Here is a 20,829-nt window from a genome sequence, read left to right on the forward strand (position 1 = left end):
CTCCCGACCTACCCCATCTTCAGCAGCGCCGCCACGATCGGCCCCGCCGTATCCCCACCGTGCCCACCCGCCTGCACAACCCCCGCCGCCGCCAGATCCCCGGCGTACGCGGTGAACCACCCGTTCGCCTTCTCCTGGGTGTCCACCTCCGCCGACCCCGTCTTCGCCCCGAAGTCCCCGCTCATCCCGGACATCGCCTCGGCGGCCGTCCCGTACTGAGCCGTGTACTTCATCAGCTCACGCAGCTGGCCGAGCGTCGACGCGGACATCGTGCGCGACGCCGTCGCCAGCTTCCGGTCGTCGAAGGACGGCGGGACCAGGTACGGCTGATGGAAGTTGCCGTCCCTGACGGTCGCCGACACCGACGCCATGTTCAGCGGGTTCATCCGCACCCCGCCCTGGCCGATCAGCGACGCCCCCATCTGCGCCGCCTTCTGCACCGGCACCGACCCGTCGAAGGTCGGCACGCCCACCGACCAGTTGTCCATGGACAGCCCGAAGACCTGCTGCGCCTGCTCGGTCAGGCTGTCGTTGTCCAGCTCCGGCGCCTGGCTGATGAAGGCCGTGTTGCAGGACCGCGCGAAGCTCGCCTTGAACGTGCCCTTCTTGATCTCGAACTCGTCGTCGTTCTGGAACTTCCAGCCGCCGTACGTGAAGTACTTCGGGCAGGGGTGCTCCTTGTCGGCGGACGCGAGCCCCTTCTCGATCAGCAGCGACGACGTGATCACCTTCATCGTCGAACCCGGCGCGAGCGAGCCGAGGAAGGCGACGTTGAAGCCCTTGCCGTTGTTCGCGACGGCGAGGATCTCGCCGGTCGACGCCTTCATGACGACGACGGACGCGCGCGGCTTCGCGGCGACCTGCTTCTCGGCGGCGGCCTGCATCGTCGGGCTGATCGTCGTCTTGACCGACCCCGGCGTGCCCTTGCTCAGCTCCAGCACCGTCTTGTCCGACAGGTCGAGCTTCTTCGACGCGGCGCCCCGGACGACGCGCAGCTCCACGCCCGCCTTGCCGCCCGCCTTCTTGCCGTACTTCTCGCGCAGCCCGTCCAGCACCGACGCCAGCGACGGGTACGCCTTCGACGTCAGCTCCTTGCCGTCCCGGTCCAGCGCCTTCACCGGCGGCGTCCCGGACTCGCCGGTCAGCAGCGAGTCGCCGTCCGCGAGGTCCGGGTGGACGACCGACGCGTGCCAGTCGACCTCCGGCTCGCCCGTCGTCGTACTGCGCACGACCGTCAGCGCGCTCGCGTACGCCAGCGGCTTGCTCACGCCCTCGAACGACACCATGCCCTTCACGGCGAACGGCACCTTCGCGCCGGCCGCCGCGCCCGGGGTGAGGGTCACGCCGGTGATCCGCGCGTCCTTTGCGTACGCCGTGAGCAGCGCCGTCGCCGCCTTCGCGTCGTCCGTCGCCGCTGCCGCCTGGGGCAGCTTGCCCTGCTGCCAGGACGTCAGGAACGCCGTCGACGCGGAGGTCACCTCGGCGGGCGTCAGGGGGCCCGTCTTGATCTTGGGCTTGCTGTCGGCCGAGGACGCCGCCGTACCGCTCTCCGCCGCTGCGCCGCCGCCGTACAGCGCGTACACGCCGAAGGCGGCGCCGCCGAGCACCACGGCCGCCATGCCGCCGACCACGGCCGGCCGCCGCTTGTTGCTCCCGCGCGTCTCGTCGACACGCCTTCTCTTGCCCACGTACCTGACCTCCGCGCTCCCCGGGGACCCCACTGCCCTCACTCACCCCAACGACGGCGACCAGCCTAGGGTCCCCTTCTGCCCGGGTGACGTGCTTGTGACCTCAGCCACCCGTCCGTAGCGGGGTTGTGACAACTGGGGCGGGTGAGGCGGGTGTTGCGGGGTACGGCATGGGTTCACGGTAGGCGGCGGGGTGCGGAGGGGGCGAGCGTTTCCGGGAACGCGTCCCTAGGGGGCGGGTTTCTGATACTGCGCCCTATAGGGGACGCGATGTCGATCAAAAACGGTCGACGTCACCCCAGGCTTGAGAAACGGTCACTTTCGATCACGGGACGCCGCCCAGCCCGTCCGGCCGCCGCTCAGCCCGTCCGGCCGCCACCCAGCCCACCCGGCTCGCCCTCACCCCGCCTTCAGCACACTCACCACGATCGGCCCCGCCGCATCCACCCCATGCCCCCCGCTCTGCACCATCGCCGCCGCCGCGACATCGTTCCGGTACGCCGTGAACCAGCTGTCCGACGTGGCGTTCCCGTCCGTCTCCGCCGAGCCGGTCTTCGCGCCGATGTTGTCGCCCCCGAGGCCGGCCATGACATTGGCGGCGGTCCCGCTGACGGCCGTCCGGCGCATCATCGTGCGCAGTTGCTGCGAGGTGGCGGACGACAACCCCTGCGCCGTGGCCAGCGTGCGCTGGTCGAAGGAGAGCGGGACCAGGACCGGCTGGCGGAAGGTGCCCGTCTTCGCGGTGGCCGTGATGGACGCCATGTTCAGCGGGTTGAGCTGCACCTGGCCCTGCCCGATGAGGTTCGCGGCCTTGTCGGGGCCGGAGACCGCCGGGACCTCGCCGTCGACGGACGCGATGCCGATCTTCCAGTCGCCCCGCCCGATCCCGAACCTCTCCTGTGCCTCCTTCGTGAGCGAGTCGTCCGCGAGGTCGTCCGTGTACTTGATGAAGGCGGTGTTGCAGGACCGCGCGAAACTGCTCGCCAGCGTCGCGCTCTCGTCCGGTTTCATGTTCGTGATGTTATGGAAGGTCTGCCCCTCCCACAGCGCCGTGTCCGTGCAGGGCGCGGGACCGTTCGCCGTGGTCAGCTTGTTGTCGATCAGCGTGGCCGCCGTGACGATCTTCATCGTGGACCCCGGCGGACGCGCCCCGGACACGGCCGAGTTGAACCCGTTCGCCGTGTTGTTGGCGATGGCCAGGATGTCCCCCGAGCTGGGCTGGATCGCGACCACCGACGACTCCGGGTACCTCTTCACCGCCGTCTCCGCCGCCGCCTGCACGCTCGCGCTGAGCGTCGTCTGCACCTTGCCCGCCTTGCCCTCGGCGAGCGTCACGAGCGTCTTGTCGGGCTGATCGGCCTGCGCGTGCTTGACGACCAGTTCGACCCCCGGCGTGCCGCCCGCCTCAGCCCCGTACTTCTTCCGCAGCGCGTCCAGCGTGGCCCCCAGCGACGGGTACTTCTCCGCAGTCAGCACCTTCCCGTCCCGGTCCACCGCCTCGATCGCCGGCGCCCCCGAATCCCCCGTCACCAGCGTGTCCGTACCGCTCGTCAACGCCGGATGCACGACCGCCGGCTTCCAGTCCACCAGCGCCTTCCCGGTCGTGACACCGCGTACGACGGTGAGGCTGGTGCTGTACGAGATCGGCTTCGCGAGGCTGCCGTACGACACCGTCGCGTCGACCCGGTACGGCACGGTCGCCCCCGTGATCGTCCCCGGCGTGATCTTCACACCGCCGATGTGCGCCTCGGTGCCGTACGCCGTGAAGAGCGGCCCGGCGACGCCCGCGTTGTTGGTCAGGCCCGCGGCGATGCTCGCCTCGCCCTTCTCCCACGCGGCGAAGAACGCGGTGGCGGTGTCCTTGACCTCGCCGGAACTCGGCGGCCCCGTCTTGACCGGCGCGGGCCCCTTCGCGCTCGACCCGCCGTCCACCGCCGACAGCAGGTTGTACGCCCCGTATCCGGCGCCGCCCACCATCACGGCGAACACCGTCCCGACGACGGCGACCTTGACCCCCTTGGCCATGCCTTCTTCCTCCCCGTGTCCCCCATGGGCGCTTCTGAACGCGTTCAAAAGAGCCCCTCTGTCTCGCACTGTATGCGGACGGAGGGGCCTGTGGGACCGGCGTATGCGGAAAGGTGTCCGAATGGAGATGCGGCGGCGGAGACCGCCCGGACACTGGTCCCGGGCTAGAAAGCCGCCGTCCGGTCCGCGCTGCGCGGATCGCTCACCTGATGCTCCGCGTAGATGCCCGACCGTGCCTCGCGACGCCACGGACGCCCGTAGGTCACCGCCCCTGCGGCGGCCTCGGAGCTGTCGTCGAGGTCCGCGACCGCCACCGACGGCGAACCGTCCACGCGGCACCGGGCGAGCCAGTCGCCGTCGGGCGCGACGATCCCGGACGGCGCCCTGTACCGCGCGGGGACGGCGAAGCTGACCCAGTAGCTGTTGGCCGTGGCGTGCCCCTGGGCCTGGGCGGCGGTGTTCCCCGGCGTGCCGCTCGTGGAGAACAGGACGCAGTCGACGTCCAGTCGCTCGTACTCCGCGAACAGTTCCGGGTAATGGATCTCCATGCCGAGCAGGCAGCCGAAGCGGACACCGTCGACCTCGAAGGTCACCGGGGAGACGCCCGGCGCGTACATGTACGAGACCTTCGTCCTCGACAACAGCCGCTCGTCGTACCGCGTGACGACCTCACCGGCGTCGGAGACGACGTACAGGCTGTTGTGCGGACGGTTCGGGCCGGTCAGCCGGTGCACCGACGGGATCACGGTCCACACCCGCAGCTCACGGGCCAGCTCGGCGACAGCGGCCAACTCGGCCTGGAGCACGGCCCATTGACACCGCCCCCAGTCCGCAGGCCCGACCACGTCCGGCCCGTCGACGGACAGGGCGAACTTGCCGGGAAAACAGATCGCCCCCTCCGGAAAGTGCACGACCCGGGCTCCCCCGGCCCCCGCCTCGCGCATCAACTCCCGGACCTCGCGCCCGCTTTCGCGCAGCGCCTCGGCGTCCCGGGGGTCCTCCCGCACGGGGGTCTGCGCCACGGCGAGCCGCACGCTCTTGAGATTCCCTGCTTCCGACATGACGTCTCCTGATGGAGTCGGACGGAAGTGCCGCAGAGCGGACGTGTAGGACTCACCGGTCTTCGCGGCGCGGGCACGCACCTGGCGCTTGAAGTTCCTGTGGGCTGTCATCGCGGCCTTCCACGCCCTGAGCGACAGCTCCCCAGCAACCTCGCCCAAGACGATCGGGCTGCGACAACGACCTGAGACGCTGGTCCCTTTGCCTCCGGTGGAAGACCGCGCTGGGGACGGTCACGGGAGGTTCGGCGTAGGCCACGCAGTCGGCCATGATGCCGCCGCCCGCAGCCTCCGTCAACGCCCCGGAACGAGCCCGCCTACACCCAGGTATCCATCCACATCCGAGCCCGCCAGTCGTCCAACGGCATAGCCGTCCCCGTATAGATCGGCCAGAAATAGATGAAGTTCCACGCGATGAGCAGCACCAGCACCCCCGCCCCCGTCGCCCCGATCACCCGGCGATTGTCGGACGAACCCGGTGGCCCGGCGAGGGCGCCGATCATCATCGCCAGGGCCAGGCACAGGAACGGGAGGAAGACGTCGGCGTAGAAGAAGAAGATCGTGCGCTCCTGGTACATGAACCAGGGGAGGTAGCCGGCGGCGATGGCTCCCGCGATCGCGCCCGCGCGCCAGTCCCGGCGGAAGAACCAGCGCCACAGGATGTACAGGACGGCGAAACAGGCGGCCCACCACAGGAGCGGCGTGCCGAGGGCGAGGACCTCGCGGGGGCACTTCTCCGCGACGCCGGAGGGGCAGCCGTCGTCGCCGGGGGACGGGGTCTCGTAGAAGAAGGAGACCGGGCGGCCGAGGACGAGCCAGCTCCACGGGTTGGACTGGTACGAGTGCGGCGAGGTGAGGTGCGTATGGAACTTGTACACCTCGTGCTCGTAGTGCCACAGGCTCCGCAGCCAGTCGGGGAAGAGCCAGGTCCAGGAGCCGCCCTTGCCGTCGACGGCGGCCCAGTTGCGGTAGTACCCACCGGTGCCGTCGGACGGGGAGAGGATCCAGCCGGTCCAGGAGACGAGGTAGGTCACAAGAGCTACGGGTACGGTCGCGAGGAAGGCGTAACCCGTGTCATACCTGAGGACTGCCTGGTACGGGGTACGCGCGCCCGCGACCTTGCGCGTCCCGGCGTCCCACAGCAGCGCCATGACGATGAACGCGGCCATGTAGTACAGGCCGTTCCACTTGGTGCCGATGGCGAGGCCGAGCATGAGACCGGCGGCCCAGCGCCAGGGGCGCCAGCCGAAGCGGAAGTGGTCGCCGAGGGAGACGTCGGGGCGGTACCGCCCGTCCGCGTCCGGCGTCAGCGCCGCCGCGAGCTTCTCGCGCGCCTTGTCCCGGTCGATCACCAGGCACCCGAACGCCGCGAGGACGAAGAACATCAGCACGCCGTCGAGCAGCGCCGTACGGCTCATCACGAAGTGCAGGCCGTCCACGGCCATCAGCCCGCCCGCGAGGCAGCCGAGGAACGTGGAGCGGAACAGCCGCCGGCCGATGCGGCACAGGAGGAGCACCGACAGCGTCCCCAGCAGCGCCGTCATGAAGCGCCAGCCGAAGGGGTTGAAGCCGAACATCAGCTCGCCGAGGCCGATGACGTACTTGCCGACCGGCGGGTGGACGACGTACGCGGCGCCCGTGGGCACCGGCACGTTGCCGTTCGAGTTGAGGATGAGGGCGTTGACGTTCTTGTCCCAGCCGACCTCGTAGCCGCGGTGGACGAGGGCCCACGCGTCCTTCGCGTAGTACGTCTCGTCGAATATCACCGCCTTCGGACCGCCCAGGTTCCAGAACCGCAGCAGCCCCGCGAGCAGCGTCACCAGCAGCGGCCCGATCCACGCGGACCAGCGCGTCAGCCAGGCGGAGAGCTGGTAGGAGACACCGAGCGACTCCCACAGCCGGGGGCTGGGCTCGGCGTACGCGGGAACCAGCCGCTCCCGTACGTCCGCGACCGGCCGCCCCTGGTACCCGAACCGGCGCAGCCGCTGCGGCCACGACAGACGGTCGGCCCGCTCGGACTCGTCGAGATCGGGCCGGTGTTCCGTGGAGTCCGTGGAGGACGCGGTACTGGTCACCGCGCCATCGTAGGGAACAGGTCTGTGTGAGTCCCGCGCATCAGCAACTGGGAGGATGGAAACGTGACACCTACTCCCGCCACCCTCGTCCTTGCCGGAACGCCCATTGGCGACATCACGGACGCGCCACCCCGGCTCGCGCGCGAGTTGGCCGAGGCCGACGTCATCGCCGCCGAGGACACCCGCAGGCTGCGGCGGCTGACTCAGGCGCTCGGCGTAACTCCCAGGGGGCGGGTCGTCTCGTACTTCGAGGGTAACGAGTCCGCGCGGACGCCGGAGCTGGTGGAGGCGCTGGTGGGGGGCGCGCGGGTGCTGCTCGTCACCGACGCGGGGATGCCGTCCGTGTCCGACCCCGGGTACCGGCTCGTCGCCGCCGCCGTCGAGCGGGACATCCGCGTCACGGCCGTACCGGGGCCGTCCGCCGTCCTCACCGCGCTCGCGCTGTCGGGGCTGCCCGTCGACCGGTTCTGCTTCGAGGGGTTCCTGCCGCGCAAGGCCGGCGAGCGGCTCTCGCGGCTGCGGGACGTGGCCGGGGAACGCCGTACGCTCGTCTACTTCGAGGCCCCGCACCGGCTCGACGACACCCTCGCCGCGATGGCCGAGGTGTTCGGCGCGGAGCGCCGCGCGGCCGTGTGCCGGGAGCTGACCAAGACGTACGAGGAGGTACGGCGCGGGGGGCTCGGGGAGCTGGCGGAGTGGGCCGCCGAAGGGGTACGCGGCGAGATCACCGTCGTCGTCTCGGGAGCGCCGGAGCGGGGGCCGGAGGAGCTGGACGCCGGTGAACTCGTGCGGCGCGTGCAGGTGCGGGAGGCTGCCGGGGAGCGGCGTAAAGAGGCCATCGCGGCGGTCGCCGTGGAGGCCGGGATCGCCAAGCGGGTCGTGTTCGACGCGGTCGTCGCCGCCAAGAACAACACCTGACGACCGGCGTCCGTTTTACGCCGCCCTGGGCTTCATGTCTTAGCAAAACGGTTTCTCCGAAGGCAAAGCCCAGACGCCCCTGCCGGCTCCTTTGGTAAGGAAACGCCAAATCGCGCCCAACAAAGAACAGGGCGGCTACCGGGCGGGGCCTCCCGGGCGTCCACTGAGGTGGAGGGACAAGACAGGACGTCCCCGGGTCAGCGGACCTAAGGAGCTGGCATGAGCGAGATTTCAGGGCGTACCGGCCTGCGCGACGGAGCGACGGCCGTGGTCAACGAGTCCTACTCCTTCGCCTGCATGCGCTGCGGGCACGGCTGGGAGCAGTCGTACGAGATCGAGCACCACACGGACGCGGACGGCCACCAGTTCGTGATGTACGTCGCGGAGGGCAAGGTCGTCCCGTCCCCGCTCTCCCGCCCCACCTGCCAGAACTGCGACGCGCACGTGGTGCGGATCATGCGGGCGGGGCAGGTGTCGTCGGTACGGGAGGCCGCGCGGCGCCCGCACAAGGTGCCGGTGGCACGGGCCGAGGCGGTCACGGACGGGGCGACGACGGCGACGGAGCCGGGCGAGGTGCACCACTGGCACTTGTCGGACCTGCTGCACCCGTTCCGCAAGGCGAGCTGAGGCGGAGGCGACCGGCGCCGGCGAGGGGGGCTCGCCGGTGCCGGGCCGCCGGGGAAACTGCCGCGATACGGCGGCACCCCCTTCCGTAGGATCAGGACATGCCTGCGAACGCCTCCGACAAGAACGCCGCGCCTCCCCTCCCGGAACCCCTCCGCGTACCGGTCGCCGACTCCCACACCCACCTCGACATGCAGTCGGGGACCGTGGCGGAGGCCCTCGCGAAGGCGGCCTCCGTCGGTGTGACGACGGTCGTGCAGGTCGGGTGCGACGTACGCGGCTCGCGGTGGGCGGCCGAGACCGCCCAGGCGTACGACGCCGTCCACGCGGCCGTCGCCCTCCACCCCAACGAAGCGCCCCGCATCGTCCACGGCGACCCCGACGGCTGGTCCCGCCAGGGCGCGCGCAGGCCGGGCGGCCAGGCCGCGCTGGACGAGGCCCTCGCCGAGATCGACCGCCTCGCCGCGCTGCCCCACGTGAAGGGCGTCGGCGAGACGGGCCTCGACTACTTCCGTACGGGTCCCGAGGGCAAGGAGTCCCAGGAAGCGTCCTTCCGCGCGCACATCGAGATCGCCAAGCGCCACGGGAAAACCCTGGTGATCCACGACCGGGACGCCCACGACGACGTCCTGCGCGTCCTGAAGGAAGAGGGCGCCCCCGACCGCACGGTCTTCCACTGCTACTCCGGCGACGCGGAGATGGCCCGGATCTGCGCCCGCGCCGGCTACTTCATGTCCTTCGCGGGCAACGTCACGTTCAAGAACGCCCAGAACCTGCGGGACGCGGTGTCGGTGTCCCCCCTGGACCTCCTCCTGGTGGAGACGGACGCCCCCTTCCTGACCCCGGCGCCTTATCGGGGCCGCCCCAACGCCCCGTACCTCATCCCGGTCACGGTCCGGGCGATGGCGGAGGTCAGGGGGGTCGACGAGGACACGTTGGCGGAGGCGCTGGGGGCGAACACGGCCAGGGCGTTTACGTACTGAGGGCTCCGGAGAAACCAATAGACGCGAAGAACTGGCACGGCCGCCGCCGCTGTGGTGGTGGCGTAACGGTGCCTGACGGCCGTAACGGCGGGCCTGACACCTGCCGTAACGCCTCCCACTCCGCCCCCTGGTCAGAACTCGTACTGCAATTCGTAGAGATGCCCTGCCTTGGCCATGACCGTGACCTCGATCGGGCGTTCGTCGTCGCTGTAGACCACCCGGAAGGTACGGAGGACGGGAAGGTCACTCGGGAGTCGCAGGGCTTCGAACTGTTCCTGGGTGGGGACGCGTGCGGAGACCCGGTCCACGGTGTGGCGCGGCGGGTACCCCATCTCTGCAAGCAGTGCGGGGGTGCCACCCCGGATCTTCCGGCGTTCGGCCATGGCTGTGCCGCGAGCCAGTTCAACCGGGTAGTAGGACTTCACCAACTCGACCGGCGATCCGTCGTACGAGAGGACTTGGCGCCGCAGCACGGCCATGCCGTTCTTATCGAGCCTCAGTGCTGCCGCAACGTCCACTGGCGGACGCACCTCTGCGACCTCCAACAGTTCGATGCTTCCGCGTCTGCCCTTGCTGGTTGCCGCTGTGAGCCATGAGTACTGCTCACCGGGCGGCGCCGGTCGACCAGTGTCCGCAGGCCGGATGGTCTCCTGTCGGTGCGGCCGGACCGTCACCGCCGAACCGGGGCGGCCGACGGCAAGACGTTCGTCTTTCAGTACCTGGAGAGCCTTCTGAACAGTCGCGTTGGCCACCTCGAACCGGTCCCTGAGCTGCTGGGTCGAGGGGAGGTTGGCGCCGGGCTGAAGGTCTCCCGACATGATTTCGTCGCGGAGATCGGCCGCGATGCGTTCGTGAAGCGGGCGTCGGTCGTGAGAGTCCAGTTCCGCCTTGGGCACGTCAGTCAGATCCTCGGTTCGAGTTCGTAGCGGAGTCGTTGGCCGGTCGCCGGGTAAACGGATTCGTCGACCTGGAAGCGCCGGCCGTCGGAGTCCGTCGTCAGCCGGGTCATGCAGAGGACGGGTTCGACGTCACTGAGGTCGAGTACTTGTCGCTCGGCATCGGTGGGCATACGTGCGGAGACTTCCTCCCGGACGCGGTGCGCGGAGTAGCCCAGTTCGGCAAGGAGGGTGACCGCGCCGCCCCGGATCTTCCGGGTTTCTTCCAGACGGGTGCCGTGCGCGACTTCCGTCGGGTAGTAGGTGTCGGTCAGCTCGACGGGATGGTCATCGAGGTAGATGACGCGTTGACGCACCACCACGGTGGCACCCTCGTCGACCATGAGGAGTGCCGCCACACCCGGGGGCGCGGGAACCTTCCCTGCCCGAACGACCCGCTGACTGCCTACGCCTCCCCTGGCTGCGGCTTCCTCCTGCCACGCATCGCCCTGCCCGTTCTCCCGGGGTGCCACGTACGGCACTGAGCTGCTGACCCAATCACTGCTGCTCACGTCCGCACTCCCTTCCCATCGATGTGGCGGACGACCTCACCGCTTTACACGATAAGCGATACGGCCACGACGTAACCTTGCTACCTTTCACATATAGCGATACGGTCATCGTGTTGTGCCGCACCAACGGAGAGGGATCCATGGAACACACGCGACCCGACGCGGCCTTGTCCGGACAGATCGCCCAGTTGCGGATGCTGGACGGCGCTCTGGTCGAGCGGATGCGGCACGAGGCGCTGACCGCTCCGGCGTCCTGGAAGGCGGAGTACGGCGAGTTCCAGTCCGGCGGCTGGTGGACCACGTCGTTGATGAATGCCTCCGGTGACGCCGCCGACGTACGCATCACCGACGGCACCGCCCGGCCCACCGCGCTGCTGGAGCACATGCCCGCCACGGCGGGCCTGCTGTCCGAACTCGGCCTGAGCTACATGTGGGTGCGGCTGGCCCGGCTGGAGCCGAACGCGTTCCTCTGGGAGCACCGCGACTACGACGAGCTGGACCAGGTCGAGCGGCACCGGCTGCACGTCCCGCTGCACACCAATTCCTCGGCCTTCCTGGTCACCGGGGGCACCAAGGTCCACCTGGACGGCGGGCGGATCTGGCGGCTGACCCCGACGTACGCGCACGGGGTGTGCAACCTGCTCGGCCCGGACCGGGTCCATCTGATCGCGGACGTGTACGCCGACGACGCCTACCGGCGGCTGGCCGGGACGGCGCAGGAACCCCCGGACGCCGAACCCCTGCCGCACGCGTCGGAGACGGACCTGGCCCAACGCCTCGCCGCCGCACGGCGCCTGGCCGATCTCGGCTACACCACGGCGGCCGAACAGTTGCTGCTGCGGCTGTTCTACGCCTTCGCCCTCCCTGAAGGCGCCGTCTACGACTTGATCGGCGCTCTGCACACCGCGCTCGGCGACAGCGAGGCGTGCCGACGCTGGACGGCCGCGAAGTCCCAGCTCCTCGCCCTCGCCTCGTGAAGCCGTTCGGCACGTCACATCCGGCACGTCAGCACCTTCAGCACGGAAGGACAGCCCATGCCCACTGCTGTGACCCCGGCTCCGGCCGGACTGCGCCTGACCGAACTCACCGAGGCCAACCGCCCCGCCCAACTGCCGTTGCTGACCCGCATCGCCGAGGTGCTGTCCGCCTCCCCGGCGGTGACCCACCTGCTGGTCCGGGGCTCGCTCGCCTCCGGCACCGCCGACCGCCTCTCCGACGTCGACTTCGTCGTCGGGGTCCACGACCGCGACCTGTCCGCCTTCACCTCGGCCCTCGACGACCTGATGACGGTTGTGTGCGGAGCTCTGCTGCCGGGATGGCGTGACACCATCGTCGCGGACCTGGGAGGTATCGGATTCGTCTTCCTCGTCCAGTACGAGGGGAGGCTCCAGCAGGTCGACCTCTACCTCGCTCCTGCCTCCCGGATAGCCGAGCTGGGCCGGAAGACGGGTGGGAAGACGCTCCTGGAGCGGTCGTCGGCCGGTATCACCGCCGCCCACGCAGAGCGGGCGCGGGCTCACATCACGGAGTTCACCGCCCGGCCGCGCTCGTGCGTCGAACTGCTGATCGAACACCTCGTGCTGGCCGTGCTGCTCCACAAGCGCATCCGACGCGGACAGCGGTTCGTCGCCTACGCCGAGTGGCACCTGCTGCACACCGCGACGAAGGACCTGATCAAGACCGCGCTCGTCCCGGCGTCCGCGTTCTGGGGCTGGTACCGGCTCCGGGAGGAACTCGCGCGCACCCCGATCGGACGGACCTGCCTGGCCGACCTGGACACGGCGATCACCTCTCCGGCCGTCCCCGACACGGACGACGTCACCATGGCCCTGGACCGGGTGCTCGCGCTCACCGCGCGGGCCTGCCCGAACGCCCTGAACGGCCTCACGGACGCCGTCACCGCCTGCCGCGCCTACCTGGAGCTGGTGTGACACGGCGGACGACGGCCGCGTTCTTCGGCGGGGTCGTCCCCGCCTCGCCGGACGAGGAACAACTCGCCGAGGACATCGGCGCCGCCCTGGCCAGGGCCGGGTTCACGCTGCTGCACGGCGGCTACAACGGCCTGATGGAGGCCGCCGCACGTGGAGCCGCCTCCGAGGGCGGCACGGCCGTCGCGGTCACGCTGGCCGACAAGCACGCCGCATGGGGTGAGTTCAATCCGTACGTCACCGACGAGGTCCACCTTCCCGGCCTCGGCACCCGCCTCGACCACTACCTCGACTCGGCGGACCTGGTGGTCGCGATGGGCGGTGGGGTCGGCACCTTGCACGAGCTGGCCGCCGCCCTCTACTACGCGAGCACCATCCGCCCTGTCCCTGTCTGGGTCACCGGCCCCACCGCACTCGGACTGCTGGCCTTCCTCAAGCGGGAGAAGTGGTTGTTCGAGACACCCACCCGGCCACTGGGCTTTCTCAGCACGATCGCTTCGGCGACGGCCTTCGCCGCCCAGCTCCACGATCTGACCGACCGGAAGGGAACCGGCACATGACCGGGATCACTCTGAGGGCCCGAGTCGCCGCGACGGCCTGTGTCGCCGATGAGTTCACGCTGTCCGACGGACAGGTGCTCGCCTCGTACTTCGACGAGTACCGGCTCGCCGCCGACCCTGAACTGCTGTACGACGTCGCCGAGGCGATGGCCGCGCTCGTCCCCGGGGACGCCGAAGTGCTGGCGGGGATCGAACTGGGCGGCGTTCCGCTGGTCGTCGCCCTGTCGGCGGCCACCGGGCTGCCGTCCGCGTTCCTCCGCCGCCGGTCCAAGAGGTACGGCTCCCGGCGGCAGATCGAAGGCACCGGCGTCGAGGGACGCCGGGTCGTCCTGGTCGACGACGTGGTCCGCTCCGGCGGCCAACTGCTGGCGATGACCCGGATACTGCGGGTCGCCGGTGCTCCGGTCTCCGACGCGCTCTGTGTCCTGGAGAGGCCGCTGGGCGGGAGACCTCTCCTCGACGGACACGGCGTCAGCCTGCACCCCTTGCTGACCGAGGCCGACCTGACCACGGTTCCATGACGAGGGTCGTGCTGTTCGACCTGGACGGCGTGCTGCTGGACAGCGGAAGCGCGGTGCTCGCCACGCTCGCCGGCGTCGCGACCGCCGCCCTCCGACGCCGTGTCACCATCGCCGACCTTCCGTCGGACGCGCTCACGACACCACGGGTCGAGGTGCTGACCGGACTCGGGGTCGCCGAGCCGGACCGTCTCTGCGAGATCTGGTGGAACCCGGCCCTGGCCACCGCTTCCGGGGCCGCTCTGTTCCCCGGGGTGCTGGAGAGGGTGAAGGCCGTCAAGGACGCCGGGATCGCGACGGGCCTGGTCACCCTTCAGAGCCGTACGCGACTGCCTTGGCTGGTGCCGTCGGCCGCCCTGGCGCTGCTGGACGTGACCGTCTGCCGGGAGGACGCCGAACCCAAGCCCGCTCCGGACGGACTGTTGCTCGCGCTCACCAGGCTCGGTGCCGACCCCGGGGAGTCGGTGTTTCTCGGCGACACCGTCGGAGACGTCGCTGCCGCACGCGCGGCAGGTGTCGCCCCGCTCGGCGCACTCGCGCACAAACGCTGAGCGATCGTGCCGTCGTACCCGCTACAGTCGGCGACGCGGCGGACGTACACCTCTGCCGCACCACCGGTGGATCAACGGATCTGGAGAAAAGGTGCGGCCCATGGGGGCGCGAGCTATCTGCGTCGAGCCGGAGAACTGAGAACCCTCTCAGTCTTGTTCTCGGCCCGGCTCGGCGTGTGCACCCCTCGACCACCTTCCGTGACTCCTTCCGTGAGGTCATGCCGCCATGCGCTCGACGCAGATCCGCAGCCAGTTCACCGACTTCTTCACCTCCCGGGGCCACCGGCACGTGCCGTCCAGTCCGCTCGTCCCGGACGACCCGACACTGCTGCTCGCCAACGCCGGGATGAACCAGTTCAAGCCGTACTTCCTGGGGGAGACCACCCCAGCCTTCTCCCGCGCCACCAGCATCCAGAAGTGCGCCCGCACCTCGGACATCGACAACGTCGGCCGGACCAACCGGCACGCCACGTTCTTCGAGATGATGGGCAACTTCTCCTTCGGCGACTACTTCAAGGAGGACGCGATCGCGTTCGCCTGGGAACTCCTCACCGAGGGGTACCGGTTGGAGAAGGAGAAACTCTGGATCACGGTCTTCGAGGACGACGACGAGGCCGAGCACCTCTGGCGCCGCATCGGCGTCCCCGCCTCCCGCATCCAGCGCCTGGGCATGGAGGACAACTACTGGTCCATGACGGTCCCCGGCCCCTGCGGACCCAGCTCCGAGGTCCACTACGACCGCGGCCCGGCCTTCGGCGAGGAAGGCGGCCCGGCCGTGGACGGCGAGCGCTACATGGAGATCTGGAACCTGGTCTTCATGCAGAGTGTCCGCGGTGACGGACCGCCGAAGAAGGACTATCCGATCCTGGGCGAGCTCGCCCACAAGAGCATCGACACCGGCCTCGGCCTGGACCGGCTCGCCGTGATCCTCCAGGGCGCGCAGAACGTCTGCACCACCGACCTGCTCCTGCCCACCTTCCGCACCGTCCAGGAACTGGCCGGCCGAGAGGCCCCCGGTGAGGGGGAGGAGAAGGTGTCCTTCCAGGTCGTCACCGAACACGCCCGCTCCATCGCCTTCCTCGTCGCCGACGGCGTCCTCCCGGCCAAGGACGGCCGCGGCTACGTCCTGCGCCGCCTGATGCGCCGAGCGGTCCGCCATGCCCGGCTGCTCGGCATCGACGGCCCTGTCCTGCCCGCCGTCACCGCCTCCGTGATCGGCAACCTCGCCGGCGTCTGGCCCGAGCTCACCGCGCAGGCCACGTTGATCGAGCAGGTCGTCACCGCCGAGGAGGAGTCCTTCACCCGCACCCTCACCCAGGGCAGCCGGCTCCTGGACGCCGCCATCGCCCGTACCCGGAGCAGCGGTTCGGCCGCGCTGCCGGGCGAGACGGCCTTCGAACTCGCCGACACCTACGGCTTCCCCGTGGAACTGACCGTCGAGGCCGCCCGGGACGCCGGACTCACCGTCGACGAGGACCGCTTCGCCGCGCTTCTGGACGAGCAGCGCAGCCGTGCGAAGGCCGGCGGCAGGGCCAGGACCACCGAGGCCCTGCGCCGCCTGGACACCTACCGGGAACTGGCCGCCGGTCTTCCGCGCACCGAGTTCCTCGGCCACGAGCAGCTCACCGCCGAGGTCACCGTCACCGGCCTGATCCCGGGAGGCACGGCAGGCGAGGGCACGGACGTCGAACTGGTCCTCGACCGCTCCCCGTTCTACGCCGAGGCCGGCGGACAGATCGGCGACACCGGCACCCTGACCCTGGCCGACGGCACCGCCGTACGGATCACCGACACCCGCTACGGCCTGGCGGGCTTCCGCGTCCACACCGCCCGCGTCCTGCACGGCGAACTCCGCACGGGCGCCGTCGGTGAAGCCGCCGTGGACGCCGGGCGCCGGGCCGGTCTGACGCGCTCCCACTCCGCCACGCACATCCTGCACGCCGTCGTCATGGCCACCCTCGGCGACCACGCCCGCCAGCAGGGCTCCCTCGTCGAACCCGACCGGCTCCGCTTCGACTTCGCGCACTTCGCCGCCCTCACCCCGGACCAGCTCACCGCCATCGAGACCGCCGTCAACGGCCACGTCCTCGCCGACCCCGCCGTACGGGCCTGGCACGCCGACCGCGCCGAGGCCGAAGCCGCGGGCGCCGTCGCGCTGTTCGGCGAGAAGTACGGCGACCGGGTCCGCATCGTCGACATCGGCGACTTCTCCCGCGAACTCTGCGGCGGCACCCATGTCGCGCACGGCTCCCAGGTCGGCGCCTTCCGCCTGCTCTCCGAGTCCTCGATCGGCTCCAACCTCCGCCGCGTCGAAGCGCTCACCGGCCACGGCACGCTCCGCCACCTGGACACCGAACGCCGCCTGCTCGACGAACTCGCCGCCCTGCTCGGCACCCGTCCCGCAGATGCCCCCGATGCTCTGCGCAAGCGGCTGCGAGTCCTTGCCGACGCGCAGGACGAACTGTCCCGGCTCAGGGCCGAAGAACTGGAGCAGCGAGCCGGACAGCTCACCGGACAAGCCCGGCGCACCGGCCGCGGACACCTGATCGTCCAGGAAGTCACCGGCGTCACCCCGGACGAACTCCGTCTCCTCACCGCCGAGACCCTCACCCGGCTGGGCCGCACCCCGGCCGTCGTGGTTCTCGGCGCCGAACACGACGGCAAGGCCCTCCTCGCCGCCGCGGTCTCGCCCGACCTCCATCAGCGGGGCGTCCAGGCCGGCCGCGTCCTCACCGACGCGGCCCGCGCGGTCGGCGGCGGCTCCGGGGGCAGGGGCCCCCTCGCGAGCGCGGGCGGACGCCGTCCTCAAGAACTCCGCCGGGCGCTGGACCTCGCGGCTCACGAGGCGGGCCGTCTGCTCGGCGAAGACTGAACTCCCGGCACGCTCCGGAGCCCCACTCATTCGAACGGCACCCTGAGTAGCCGAGTCGCTTTGGAGAGTCACGTAGGACCCGCTAGGTTCTGTGGGCCCGATGGACCCCCGTCTTCTGGAGCGTGTCGGCGTGAGCAGTTCGCAGTACACGTACGCACCGCAGTACGAGCCGCCTGTCGTGGAGGGGGAATATCCGGGTGAGCGGCCTTTTTCTGAGGCTGCGGCCCTGCAACCGGCGGCTCCCCAGTCCGTGGTGCCCCGGCAGCGAAGGAGGGCCGCCAAGCGGCGGAAGACCAAGGGCGCCGGCGAGTCAGGTGTGCGCCGGCTGCTGCCGCAAGCCCTCGTCGTCGCCTTCCTCGCCGGCGGCACCAGCGCGTTCGTCGCCCAGGACAAGGCCGTCGAACTGACCGTCGACGGTACGCCCCGGACGCTGCACACCTTCGCCGACGACGTCACCGAACTGCTCGCCGAGGAAGGGGTCCACCTCGGCGAGCACGACCTCGTCGTCCCGGCCCCCGGCGAGGAACTCGCCAGCGGCGACGAGGTCACCGTCCACTACGGCCGCCCCGTACGCCTCACCCTCGACGGCACCCGGCGTGAGGTGTGGACCACCGCCCGCACCGTCGCCGGCGCGCTCAGACAGCTCGGTGTCCGGGCCGAGGGCGCGTACGTCTCCACGTCCCGCTCCCAGCGGATCGGCCGCGCCGGGCTCGTGCTGGACGTCCGTACGGAGCGGTCCGTCACCGTCATTGCCGACGGGCGGGCCCGCACGATCCGGACGAACGCCGGGACCGTCCGCGAGGCCGTCGAGGCCGCCGGGATCACCCTCTCCGGGCAGGACACCACCTCCGTACCGCCCGGCAGCTTCCCCCGCGACGGCCAGACCATCACCGTCCTGCGCATCACCGGCACCCGCGAGGTCCGCGAGGAGCCGGTCGACTTCGAGGTGCGCCACACCGAGGACCCCTCGCTGTTCAAGGGGACGGAGGTGGTGGAGCAGGCGGGCGTGCCGGGGCTGCGGAGGGTGACGTACACGCTCAGGACGGTGAACGGGGTCCGCCAGAAGCCGAAGCGGCTCCGGGTCGAGGTCGTCCGCGAACCCCGCGACCAGCTCGTCCGGGTGGGTACGAAGCCCCTGCCGACGTCGGTCGCGGGCGCGGACGGCCTCAACTGGGGCGGCCTCGCGGCGTGCGAGTCGGGGGGCCGCCCGAACGCGGTCGACCCGTCGGGGACGTACGGCGGCCTCTACCAGTTCGACACCCACACCTGGCAGAGCCTCGGCGGCAGCGGACGCCCGCAGGACGCGTCCGCGTCGGAACAGACGTACCGGGCGAAGAAGTTGTACGTACGCCGGGGGTCGAGCCCCTGGCCGCACTGCGGGGCGCGGTTGCAGGGGTGAGGAGGCTCGCGCCCGTACCGGCACACCCTCCCTCCCCACCCCCGTAACCTTGTCCCGTGACCAGCCCCACCCCCGATGCCCTTCTCGGACCCGCCGACATCCGTGAGCTCGCCGCCGTTCTCGGCGTCCGGCCCACCAAGCAGCGTGGCCAGAACTTCGTCATCGACGCGAACACCGTCCGCCGGATCGTCCGGACCGCAGATGTCCGGGCCGACGATGTGGTCGTGGAGGTGGGGCCAGGGCTCGGGTCGCTGACGCTCGCGCTCCTTGAGGTCGCCGACCGGGTGACCGTCGTGGAGATCGACGACATCCTCGCGAGCGCGCTGCCCGCGACGATCGCCGCGCGGATGCCGGCCCGCGCGGAGCGGTTCGCGCTGGTGCACTCCGACGCGATGAAGGTGACCGAGCTGCCGGGCCCCGCCCCGACCGCGCTGGTCGCGAACCTCCCGTACAACGTCGCCGTACCGGTCCTGCTGCACATGCTGGAGATGTTCCCGACCATTGAGCGCACGCTGGTGATGGTCCAGTCGGAGGTCGCCGACCGGCTCGCCGCCGCGCCGGGTTCGAAGGTGTACGGCGTTCCCTCCGTCAAGGCGAACTGGTACGCCGAGGTCAAGCGGGCCGGCGCGATCGGCCGCAACGTGTTCTGGCCGGCGCCGAACGTGGACAGCGGGTTGGTGTCCCTCGTCCGCCGCACCGACCCGGTCAAGACCACGGCGTCGCGGCAGGAGGTCTTCGCGGTGGTGGACGCGGCGTTCGCCCAGCGCCGCAAGACCCTGCGGGCGGCGCTCGCGGGATGGGCTGGTTCGGCGGCTGCGGCGGAGCGGGCGATCGTGGCGGCGGGGGTCTCACCGCAGGCGCGGGGGGAGTCGCTGACGGTGGAGGAGTTCGCGAGGATCGCGGAGAACAAGGGGGTCGGCGACGCGGAGGGCGCTGGCGGGGACGCCGCCGAGGGCATGCCTTCCGGCGATGCGGAGAGCGTTGCCGGGAACGCGGCTGAGGGCACGCCTTCCGGCGACGCGGAGGGCCCTGCGGGCAACGCCGCCGAGCGCACGCCTTCCGGTGACGCCTAGGGCGTTGCGGAGAGCACCGCCGAGGGCACGCTTTCCGGTGGCGCCGAGAGCGCGACGCCGTAAGACCCCCGCGAGCACCACCCCCACCCCGCCGACCCAAGGAGCCCGCGTGACCGTCACCGTCCGCGTCCCCGCCAAGGTGAACGTCCAGCTCGCCGTCGCCTCGCCTCGGCCCGACGGCTTTCACGACCTCGCCAACGTCTTCCTCGCCGTCGGTCTCTACGACGAAGTCACCGTCACCCCCGCCGACGAACTCCGCGTCACCTGCGAGGGCCCCGACGCCGGGCAGGTCCCCCTGGACCGGACGAACCTGGCCGCCCGGGCGGCGATCGCGCTGGGGGAGCGGTACGGGCGCAGTCCCGACGTACATATTCATATCGCGAAGGACATTCCGGTGGCCGGTGGGATGGCCGGGGGGAGTGCGGACGGCGCCGGGGCGCTGGTCGCGTGTGACGCGCTGTGGGGGATCGGGGCGTCTCGCGAGGAACTCCTCGATATCTGCGCCGAGTTGGGGAGCGACGTCCCCTTCAGTCTCGTCGGTGGCGCCGCGCTCGGCGTCGGGCGGGGGGAGCAGCTCACCCCGCTGGAGGTCGGCGGCGTTTTCCACTGGGTGTTCGCCACGGCCGTACGGGGGCTGTCGACCCCGGCGGTGTACAGGGAGTTCGACCGGTTGACGGCGGACGTCGTCGTACCCGAGCCCGTCGCGTCCAAACCCCTGCTCGAAGCCCTCGCGAAGGGCGACGTCGACGGTCTCGCGGCGACCCTCTCCAACGACCTCCAGCCCGCCGCCCTCTCCCTCTTCCCGGAGCTGAGCGCGACGCTGGACGCGGGCCGTGCGGCGGGTGCGCTCGCGGCGCTCGTCTCGGGGTCGGGCCCGACGACCGCGTACCTCGCACGGGACGAGGCCGCAGCGGAGCGCATCGCGGAGCGGCTCGCGGCGTCGGGCACGTGCCGCAGCGTGCGGACGGCCGTCGCCCCCGCGCCCGGCGCGACCGTCGTGGCTTGAACTGACCTGTTAGTCATGGGCATGTGAAGGGCTCGGGGAGATCCCGCGCGTAAGGCGCTGGCCTGCGTGAACATCTCCTGGAGGGTTATCCACGCCACAGTATT

At 70.8% G+C, this 20,829-nt stretch carries 18 protein-coding genes; 12 read left to right on the forward strand and 6 right to left on the reverse strand.

From position 1 onward, the window contains the following. Positions 1-8: 8 nt before the first annotated feature. The 4 genes from J8M50_RS06780 to J8M50_RS06795 form a co-directional block, all read right to left on the reverse strand. Positions 9-1,688, reverse strand: coding sequence for a penicillin-binding transpeptidase domain-containing protein (locus J8M50_RS06780; RefSeq protein ID WP_029184025.1), 1,680 nt, complete (start codon positions 1,686-1,688; stop codon positions 9-11). Between the two features lie 399 nt (positions 1,689-2,087). Beyond that, the gene (locus J8M50_RS06785; RefSeq protein ID WP_010354939.1) at positions 2,088-3,713 is read right to left on the reverse strand and encodes a penicillin-binding transpeptidase domain-containing protein; all 1,626 of its coding nucleotides are present in this window, start codon (positions 3,711-3,713) and stop codon (positions 2,088-2,090) included. Positions 3,714-3,877: 164 nt separating this feature from the next. Then, a complete protein-coding gene (locus J8M50_RS06790; RefSeq protein ID WP_029184024.1) occupies positions 3,878-4,885 on the reverse strand; it encodes a carbon-nitrogen hydrolase family protein in 1,008 nt (335 codons plus the stop codon). Positions 4,886-5,088: 203 nt separating this feature from the next. Next, positions 5,089-6,846: a dolichyl-phosphate-mannose--protein mannosyltransferase gene (locus tag J8M50_RS06795; RefSeq protein WP_010354937.1), complete on the reverse strand. Its 1,758-nt coding sequence runs from the start codon at positions 6,844-6,846 to the stop codon at positions 5,089-5,091. A 63-nt stretch (positions 6,847-6,909) separates the two neighbouring features. Between J8M50_RS06795 and rsmI the strand changes: the two genes are divergently transcribed. The 3 genes from rsmI to J8M50_RS06810 all read left to right on the forward strand — a co-directional run bounded on the left by rsmI (position 6,910) and on the right by J8M50_RS06810 (position 9,371). Further along, on the forward strand, positions 6,910-7,764 hold the full coding sequence (rsmI, locus tag J8M50_RS06800) for a 16S rRNA (cytidine(1402)-2'-O)-methyltransferase (RefSeq protein ID WP_010354936.1): 855 nt from the start codon (positions 6,910-6,912) through the stop codon (positions 7,762-7,764). A 219-nt stretch (positions 7,765-7,983) separates the two neighbouring features. Further along, complete coding sequence (locus tag J8M50_RS06805; protein ID WP_010354935.1) at positions 7,984-8,391, forward strand: hypothetical protein; 408 nt, start codon at positions 7,984-7,986, stop codon at positions 8,389-8,391. A 98-nt stretch (positions 8,392-8,489) separates the two neighbouring features. Next, positions 8,490-9,371, forward strand: a complete 882-nt coding sequence (locus tag J8M50_RS06810) for a TatD family hydrolase (RefSeq protein WP_010354934.1) — start codon at positions 8,490-8,492, stop codon at positions 9,369-9,371. Positions 9,372-9,502: 131 nt separating this feature from the next. Here the strand turns inward: J8M50_RS06810 and J8M50_RS06815 are convergent, their stop codons facing one another. Then, the gene (locus J8M50_RS06815) at positions 9,503-10,267 is read right to left on the reverse strand and encodes a GntR family transcriptional regulator (protein ID WP_010354933.1); all 765 of its coding nucleotides are present in this window, start codon (positions 10,265-10,267) and stop codon (positions 9,503-9,505) included. A gap of 5 nt (positions 10,268-10,272) precedes the next feature. Further along, complete coding sequence (locus J8M50_RS06820) at positions 10,273-10,818, reverse strand: GntR family transcriptional regulator (RefSeq protein WP_029184023.1); 546 nt, start codon at positions 10,816-10,818, stop codon at positions 10,273-10,275. Positions 10,819-10,958: 140 nt separating this feature from the next. On the opposite strand from J8M50_RS06820, the gene J8M50_RS06825 reads away from it, so the two are divergent. The 9 genes from J8M50_RS06825 to J8M50_RS06865 all read left to right on the forward strand — a co-directional run bounded on the left by J8M50_RS06825 (position 10,959) and on the right by J8M50_RS06865 (position 20,725). Further along, positions 10,959-11,795, forward strand: coding sequence for an aspartyl/asparaginyl beta-hydroxylase domain-containing protein (locus tag J8M50_RS06825; protein ID WP_010354931.1), 837 nt, complete (start codon positions 10,959-10,961; stop codon positions 11,793-11,795). Between the two features lie 57 nt (positions 11,796-11,852). Beyond that, a complete protein-coding gene (locus tag J8M50_RS06830) occupies positions 11,853-12,749 on the forward strand; it encodes a hypothetical protein (RefSeq protein WP_075661542.1) in 897 nt (298 codons plus the stop codon). Further along, on the forward strand, positions 12,746-13,306 hold the full coding sequence (locus J8M50_RS06835) for an LOG family protein (RefSeq protein ID WP_010354929.1): 561 nt from the start codon (positions 12,746-12,748) through the stop codon (positions 13,304-13,306). The genes J8M50_RS06830 and J8M50_RS06835 overlap by 4 nt, the downstream gene beginning before the upstream one ends. Next, positions 13,303-13,827, forward strand: coding sequence for an orotate phosphoribosyltransferase (locus tag J8M50_RS06840; RefSeq protein ID WP_010354928.1), 525 nt, complete (start codon positions 13,303-13,305; stop codon positions 13,825-13,827). Before J8M50_RS06835 ends, J8M50_RS06840 begins: the two co-directional genes overlap by 4 nt. Continuing rightward, a complete protein-coding gene (locus tag J8M50_RS06845; protein ID WP_100216787.1) occupies positions 13,824-14,375 on the forward strand; it encodes an HAD family hydrolase in 552 nt (183 codons plus the stop codon). The genes J8M50_RS06840 and J8M50_RS06845 overlap by 4 nt, the downstream gene beginning before the upstream one ends. Positions 14,376-14,601: 226 nt before the next feature. Further along, the gene (alaS, locus tag J8M50_RS06850; protein ID WP_010354926.1) at positions 14,602-17,247 is read left to right on the forward strand and encodes an alanine--tRNA ligase; all 2,646 of its coding nucleotides are present in this window, start codon (positions 14,602-14,604) and stop codon (positions 17,245-17,247) included. A gap of 100 nt (positions 17,248-17,347) precedes the next feature. After that, positions 17,348-18,646, forward strand: coding sequence for a resuscitation-promoting factor (locus tag J8M50_RS06855; RefSeq protein WP_078480894.1), 1,299 nt, complete (start codon positions 17,348-17,350; stop codon positions 18,644-18,646). A gap of 56 nt (positions 18,647-18,702) precedes the next feature. Then, complete coding sequence (gene rsmA, locus J8M50_RS06860; protein ID WP_010354924.1) at positions 18,703-19,719, forward strand: 16S rRNA (adenine(1518)-N(6)/adenine(1519)-N(6))-dimethyltransferase RsmA; 1,017 nt, start codon at positions 18,703-18,705, stop codon at positions 19,717-19,719. A 109-nt stretch (positions 19,720-19,828) separates the two neighbouring features. Then, positions 19,829-20,725: a 4-(cytidine 5'-diphospho)-2-C-methyl-D-erythritol kinase gene (locus tag J8M50_RS06865; RefSeq protein WP_010354923.1), complete on the forward strand. Its 897-nt coding sequence runs from the start codon at positions 19,829-19,831 to the stop codon at positions 20,723-20,725. Positions 20,726-20,829 lie beyond the last annotated feature (104 nt).

Origin of the sequence: Streptomyces acidiscabies (assembly GCF_020010905.1) — a bacterium.
Lineage (GTDB): Bacteria > Actinomycetota > Actinomycetes > Streptomycetales > Streptomycetaceae > Streptomyces > Streptomyces acidiscabies.